The following is a 7,032-nucleotide window of genomic DNA, read 5'->3' as shown; positions in this document are numbered from 1 at the left end:
AGACACCCCACCGCATTGATCAGGCTATGCAGGACCTTCAGGAGGTCTTCGGCTCCGACCGGCTCATGGCCCTCTGCCGGGAGCTGACTAAGGAGCATGAGCAGATCCGGCGGGGTACCGTCGGCGACATTGTGCGCTCCCTTCGGGAGGATCCAGCAAGAGGGGAGATGGTCCTGGTCGTGGCTGGTGCTTCTGCCTTGGAGGCCAGGCGCAACGACCCTGAGGCCATGGATGACAGGCAGTTGGCAGACCTGGCACGCGAACTGGCCAAATCCGAGGGTCTGCGGCTCAAGGAGGCTATCGCTCGCGTGACTGCCGAGCATCCCCTGGCCGATGGCAGCCTACCTAATCGCAAGCGGATCTATGCCTTGGCCGTTGAAGAGGATAAGGAAGACTGATTCCCATCCCCATCATCCAGCAGCACCTCGAGTGCTCTGCGCACACCGGGCCCGCCCAGCTGTGAGACGGTCTCCAGCAGTTCCGGCGAAGCGGCGGGATTGGCCACCAGCCACCGGCGCAGCCGGGGCTCTTCTCGGGCGATGGTCCAGAGGATGCTCGGGTCGGTCTCGGGGTCTGTGGCCATCAGTGCCGTTGGCACCAAGGGAGGCTCTGGCGGTGGGGCCCGCCCCTCGGCCATTGGTTCGAGGCTATTGGGTTCGTCTTGACTCCAATCGTCTTCCGTTGATGGGTGCGACCGGCTGCTGATGACAGTCATAAACCGGGTCATACGTTCAGTGGCGGAGGATTCACGACGATGTCGGATCCGATCCTGGTGCCGATGATGGCCATGACCACGTCGGCCGTTCCTCATAGCCTGATTCATAGGATCGTCTTGAGTCGTTTTATGGTATCCAGTCCTCGAGCGTGGCCAGGCCAACGGGGGTTGGAGGACAGAAGCGCTTCGCAGGATCCGCAGCTGACATGATATCGCTCCATAAGCTCATGGAGAACCGCCATGATGTCCTCCCCGTTGCATTGGCCCGTGGGATCGCAGGCCAAATCACAGGCTGTCCAGAGTGGCGAAGTCACCCAGAGTCGCCCAAGCTTCATCAGATAACGGGCATCCAGCTGTCGCTGATGGGGGCGTAGGGGCCTGCCGTAAACCGGCGTGCGGAAATGGGAGTTGGAGATAATATCCAGGGCATCGGGGAAATGGCCGTTGATCCACACCCAGAGCGCCAGTCCGCCGCTTGCTGCTGCACCGTAAGGGACCATGGGCATGACGATGGATGCGCGACCGTAGAGTCCCTCCGCCTGTTCGTTCAGGTAGCAACAGGATCGGTCCAGGCAGGTCACGATTCCCTCATTCACCAGCAGGCTGAGGCTGAGCGGACCGGGCAGATCCCCGATCTGAATCAGACTGGGCAGCGGTTTGGGCTCAGGGACCAGGGTTCCGAATTCGGTTGTAGACGGACGGCCACGGGTGCGCGTTGGGCCTGTTTCGTATCGTGGCCCGAAGCACTGCTGAGCGGTGTCGGTGAGGGGAGTCCGGCCTGGCGGCTTGGTTGTAGCTCTAAGGGTGCGGCTGGCGCCAAGGGTAGTGACAGGCGCCCACGTCGCTCCCCCGAGCACGTGTTCTCGATTCATGGTTCGACTGTAAAAGGTCGTGTCCGGGCTTACCTGAAGGAGGCCTAAATTTGTGAACTTGTGGATAATCTGCTCGCCAGCCTGCGGTCTTGTGGACGAGCAGGGGGATTGTAGGCCGAAGCCGATAATCTTGCTGGTATGAGTCATATCCTTGTTTCCGTCGCCTGGCCCTACGCAAATGGGCCCCGTCACATCGGCCACGTCGCTGGGTTCGGCGTCCCTTCGGATGTCTATGCACGCTACGAACGCATGAAGGGCAATGATGTCCTTATGGTTTCGGGGACCGACGAGCACGGCACTCCCATCCTGGTGGAGGCTGACGCCGAAGGAGTAGGTCCCCAGGAGATCGCTGATCGTTATAATCGGGTCATCGTCAAGGACCTGTGCGATCTGGGACTCAGCTATGACCTCTTTACCAGGACCACAACCGGCAATCACGAGAAGGTGGTACAGGAGCTCTTCCGGCAGTGCAGGGCCAACGGCTACATCTATGAGGGCCAACAGAAGGTGGCTATATCGCCCTCCACCGGTCGGACTCTCCCAGACCGCTATATTGAGGGGACTTGCCCCATCTGCGGTGCCGATGGCGCTCGCGGCGACCAATGTGACAACTGTGGCAACGAGCTGGATCCGGACGAGCTGATCAACCCTGTGTCCAAAATCAATGGGGAGACGCCTCGGTTTGAGGAGTCCAAGCACTTCTTCCTGGATCTTCCCGCCCTGGCCGAGGCCAACCTGGCCTGGTTGAAGACCCGCAAGGGCTGGCGCAGCAACGTGCTCAACTTCTCCCTGGGACTCTTCAAGGAGGTCAAGCCACGGGCCATCACCCGCGACATTGACTGGGGCATTCCAGTGCCGGTGGACGGGTGGGTCGACGACCCCAACAAGAAGCTCTACGTCTGGTTCGATGCCGTCATCGGCTACCTGTCGGCATCCATCGAATGGGCCCGCCGTCAGGGCGACCCCGAGGCATGGCGCAAGTGGTGGAATGACCCCAAGGCCCTGGGCTACTACTTCATGGGCAAGGACAACATCACCTTCCACTCACAGATCTGGCCCTCGGAGATTCTGGCCTACAACGGGCAGGGATCCAAGGGCGGACAGCCGGGATCCTACGGCGAGCTCAACCTGCCTGAGCAGGTGGTGGCCAGCGAATTCATGACCATGGAGGGCAAGAAGTTCAGCTCCTCCCGAGGCATCGTCATCTACGTCAAGGACATTCTGGCACGTTATCCGGTTGATGCAGTCCGCTACTACATTTCCATCGCCGGGCCGGAGACCTCGGATTCGGACTTTACCTGGGCAGAGTTCGTCCGGCACAACAACGAAGAGCTGGCCGCATCCTGGGGCAACCTGGTTAATCGCGTGGCCAACCTGCTCAACAAGGACTTCGGCAGCATCCCCGCCGTAGAGCAATCCTGGCTGACCGAAGAGGACTGCGCCCTGTTGGATCGCAGCCTGCAGGCCTTTGATACTGTGGGGTCCTTGATCGAGCACCATCGCCAGAAGGCTGCTCTGGTCGAGGCCATGGCCCTGGTGGGCGACATCAACAAGTACATCTCTGCTCAGGAACCTTGGAAAATTAAGGACGACCAAAATCGTCTGGCTGCCGTTCTGCATACCGCCGCCCAGGCCGTGCTGGACGCCAACACCATGCTGGCCCCCTTCCTGCCACATGCTTCTCAGCGGGTCTGGGAGGCCATGGGCGGCAAGGGCACCTTCTCGCCCCTGCCTCGTGTCGAGGAGGTTGACGATCTGGATCGGTCCGACTTTCACTATCCCATCATCACCGGCGACTACCGGTTGGGGGAGACTGTTCATCCCTGGGCGCGCGAGCCTCTCAGGGACGGCACGCCAATCGATCGGCCCACGCCCATCTTCCCCCGCATTCCCAAGGAAGCCGTGCAGGAGGAGCTGGACCGCTTCCAGGAGCAGCTGGATCGCCGCAAGGCCAAGGAGCGTGCCCGTTTCGAGGCCGAGCAAGCCAAACTGGAAGGCCAGGGCAAGTGACGGTCGACTCGCCCGAACGACGCATACTCAGACCACAGTTTATGATTCACAGAGAACTTTGAGGTTTTCGGGTACTTCCTCCAAGGTAGCGCTGGTTATATTAGTTCTGTCGGTTGAGGTACTGGCCGATGGGGGTCGTGCGGCCCCGATAACTGAACCCCTTCTTCTCTCTCTTCTCGCCCGGCGGTTCTTCGAACCGCCGGGTTCTTTCGTCATGGAAGACTCATAGGATGAGTAACCATGAAGGTTGCCCAATTCGCCTGTGTGCTCTTCGATCTGGATGGGGTGTTGGTGCCCACGACCATCCTGCACAAGGCCGCCTGGAAGGCGTTGTTCGATCAGGTCCTGCCCGCGAACGTCCCGGCCTATACGGAGCAGGACTACTACGCCTATGTGGATGGTCGGCCCCGCTATGACGGTGTCGATGCCCTGCTGCGCAGCAGAGGCATTGAGCTTGACTGGGGCAGCCCCGATGACGATCCGCAGCTGGACACCGTCTGCGGATACGGCAATCGCAAGAACATGACATTTGAGCGGATGCTGAAGCAGAAGGGCATTGATCCCTACCCGGACACGGTGGATCTGCTCAGGCACCTGCGTACTGACAAGAAGCGTCTGGCTGTGGTGTCCAGTTCGCGCAACACGGCTGAAGTCCTCCAAGCCGCTGGAATTGCCGGATACTTCGACACAGTGGTGGACGGCAACCTCAAGGACGAGATGGGCCTTCAGGGCAAGCCGGCCCCAGACACCTACGCCTATGCGGCCAAGGTGCTGGGTCTGCGCAACGAGGATGCTGTTGTGGTCGAGGATGCCCTCTCTGGTGTAGCCGCCGGTCACGCGGGTAGGTTCGGCCTGGTTGTGGGCGTGGACAGGGGTGCCGGTCGCGAGCAGCTGCTCAAGGCGGGTGCGGACCTGGTGGTGGACCAATTGATCGAGCTGATCGACGACGATGCAGGTGAGCGTGCGCTGGCGGAGGATCCGGATCTGGATGCGGAACGTTTCCCTGTGGAGGACTGGGGTCTGAGCGAGGTCGGACGGCCCGACGCGGTCAGTGCCACAGTCTTTTCGGTCACCAACGGATCCGTCGGTGTCAGGGGCGAAGGAGGCGGGGAACGCTGCCTGGGCAACGGCACCTTCCTAAGTGGCTTCCATGACACTTTCCGCATAGCCCACCCTGAAAGCGCCTACGGATACGCCCGAGTGGGTCAGCTGATCCAAGGAGTGCCTGATGCTTCGGACTTCACCCTTAAGGTGGAAGGGCTGCCTCTGGGCCGGCCGGAGAAGACCACTCAGCGTCTGGACTTCCGAACCGGAATCGCGACCACCACCAATCTGTACGATCTGGGCCACGGCATCCACCTGAAGACCGTGCTCACCCGTATGGTCTGCCTGTATGACCGCAGCCTGAGCGTCTGCACGCTGACCGTTGAATCGCCCGACCGGGATATGGCTGTTGTGGTCGAGGGTCCGGTCAACGCGGACAACCCCCGCCATGTCAACTCCAGTGATCCCCGCAAGTCGACCTTTGTGGACGGCTGCGGAATCCACGAGGTGTTGGACAATGCTGTTTATGGCGAGCTGAGCTCGGATTGCAGGGTCTTTCGTTGCAATAATTCACGGCTCAGCCTGGCCCTAGGTGTTCGGCAGTTCAGGGACGGCCGGCCTGTTGAAGGCTCCGGCTGGCGTATGGACGTGCCCAAGGGTGGTTCCACTCGTCTGGTCCGTTACGCGGTCTACCGCAGCCACCCTATCCTTCCGGCCGGCACCAGCGGCAATGGTCTGGTCGTGCAGACGCGGGGCGAGGGGACCAGGAATCTGGTCGAGGACTGCCGCGATAGATTGGAGGAGGTCAGCACTCTTTCTCTGGATGAGCTAGAGCAGCGTCAGCGGGAGTGGCTGGACCGGTTCTGGGAGCGTCAGGATATCCGCATCCAGGCCGACGATGGCGGTCGTACCCAGCAGATGGTGCGCTGGGAGCTCTTCCAGCTGGCCCAGTCCACGGCCCAGATCGAGAACGGCGTGGGTGCCAAGGGTCTGAGTGGGTCCGGCTACAGCGGCCACTACTTCTGGGACACCGAGATCTACATTCTTCCCTTCCTGATTTATTCAGCGCCTGCCCGGGCTAGGGCTGTCCTTCACTACCGCTACATGATGCTGCCTGCCGCCAGGCGCAGGGCCTGCACGCTCAACTTGAACGGCGCCCTCTTCCCCTGGAGGACCATTGACGGCGAGGAAGCCTCCGCCTACTTCCCCACGGGAACAGCCCAGTACCACATCGATGCCGACATCGCCTACGCGGTGGCCCAGTATGTGCAGGTCACCGGCGATGAAGACTTCCTGCAGGCTGAGGGTATAGACATCCTGGTGGAGACGGCCCGTCTTTGGATGAGCCTGGGGCGCTACAAGGAGGATGGCCGCTTCCACATCCACTGCGTGACCGGTCCGGACGAGTACACGGTCTTGGTTGACGACAACCTCTATACCAACCAGATGGCTCGGTTCAACCTCTTGGCTGCTTACAAGGCTTACCAGCACTTACGCGAGAAGCACCCCGACCTGATCGGCGCCATACGTGAAAGGCTCTACTTCGACGATGAGGAGGCCAGCAAATGGTCCAGTGCGGCTGAGGCCATGTTTGTCCCCTTTGATGATCAGGAGGAGGTCCATGCCCAGGATGCCCAGTTCATGCAACGCCCCCGCTGGCACTTCGACCGGTTCACGGCCAGGCCCCTGCTGCTGCACTACCATCCGCTGGTCATTTACCGGCACAAGGTGCTCAAGCAGACCGACGTGGTTATGGCTCTCTACCTGCTCAGCTCCTGGTTTACCCCGGAGCAGAAGCGGGCTGACTTCGACTACTACGATCCGCTGACCACCGGGGATTCGACTCTGTCGGCAGCCTCCCAGTCCATCCTCGCTGCCGAGGTGGGGCATGATCGGTTAGCCATGCAGTACTTCCGTCGGTCCTTGTTTACGGACGTGGACGATCTGCATGCCAACACGACCGATGGCATCCACCTAGCTGCCTGCGGAGGTGTCTGGTCCAGCCTGGTCTGCGGCTTCGGCGGCTTGCGGGACACCGGTGGAACCGGGCTGAGCATCGACCCCCACCTACCTTCATCCTGGCGCTCGCTGACCTACGAGCTGGAGGTGCGGGGCACCAGGTTCCAGGTAGCCGTAACCCCAGACGGTGTCGATCTGAAGCGTCTGTCAGGACCTGAGCTGGACCTTCTGGTCCAGGGACATCCGCGCCACATATGACCTCCGGATTTTGGGCCTAGACACGCCCGGGAACCGGGGTTGCATCTGCTCGGGGCTCTAATAGAATAAGCAACGCTTGACGAATCCAGGGCGGACGCGCGCGGCGTTGCAGAGGCGAGGAACATAGCCGGGCGTCACCATCGGTCAGTCACTCTCCCGGACGGTCACGGCAAT

Annotated in this window: 4 protein-coding genes and 1 pseudogene; 3 read left to right on the top strand and 2 right to left on the bottom strand. The window is 61.1% G+C overall.

What is annotated here, in order from left to right; genetic code table 11:
- Positions 1–398, top strand: a pseudogene (locus tag AC0AP0_RS07190) (16S rRNA (cytidine(1402)-2'-O)-methyltransferase); the annotation flags it as partial.
- Here AC0AP0_RS07190 and AC0AP0_RS07185 read toward each other — a convergent pair.
- Together AC0AP0_RS07185 and AC0AP0_RS07180 are read right to left on the bottom strand one after the other, a co-directional pair.
- Positions 362–583 carry a variant leucine-rich repeat-containing protein gene (locus tag AC0AP0_RS07185; protein WP_490429910.1) on the bottom strand — a complete coding sequence of 74 codons (222 nt, stop codon included), beginning with the start codon at positions 581–583 and terminating at the stop codon, positions 362–364. The pseudogene AC0AP0_RS07190 and the gene AC0AP0_RS07185 sit on opposite strands and share 37 nt — an antisense overlap.
- A gap of 236 nt (positions 584–819) precedes the next feature.
- Positions 820–1,296 (bottom strand): hypothetical protein, encoded by a 477-nt coding sequence (locus tag AC0AP0_RS07180; RefSeq protein ID WP_490429908.1) that lies wholly within the window; start codon positions 1,294–1,296, stop codon positions 820–822.
- Positions 1,297–1,725: 429 nt separating this feature from the next.
- Here AC0AP0_RS07180 and metG point away from each other — a divergent pair, with 429 nt between their 5' ends.
- Positions 1,726–3,597 carry a methionine--tRNA ligase gene (metG, locus tag AC0AP0_RS07175; RefSeq protein ID WP_490429907.1) on the top strand — a complete coding sequence of 624 codons (1,872 nt, stop codon included), beginning with the start codon at positions 1,726–1,728 and terminating at the stop codon, positions 3,595–3,597.
- Positions 3,598–3,837: 240 nt separating this feature from the next.
- Positions 3,838–6,858 (top strand): HAD-IA family hydrolase, encoded by a 3,021-nt coding sequence (locus AC0AP0_RS07170; RefSeq protein ID WP_490429905.1) that lies wholly within the window; start codon positions 3,838–3,840, stop codon positions 6,856–6,858.
- Positions 6,859–7,032 lie beyond the last annotated feature (174 nt).

The sequence above is a fragment of the Bifidobacterium sp. POST2/T3 (B1) genome (assembly GCF_058197115.1).
Note: the sequence above shows the minus strand (reverse complement) of the source record. Positions and strands in the feature narration are given on the sequence as shown.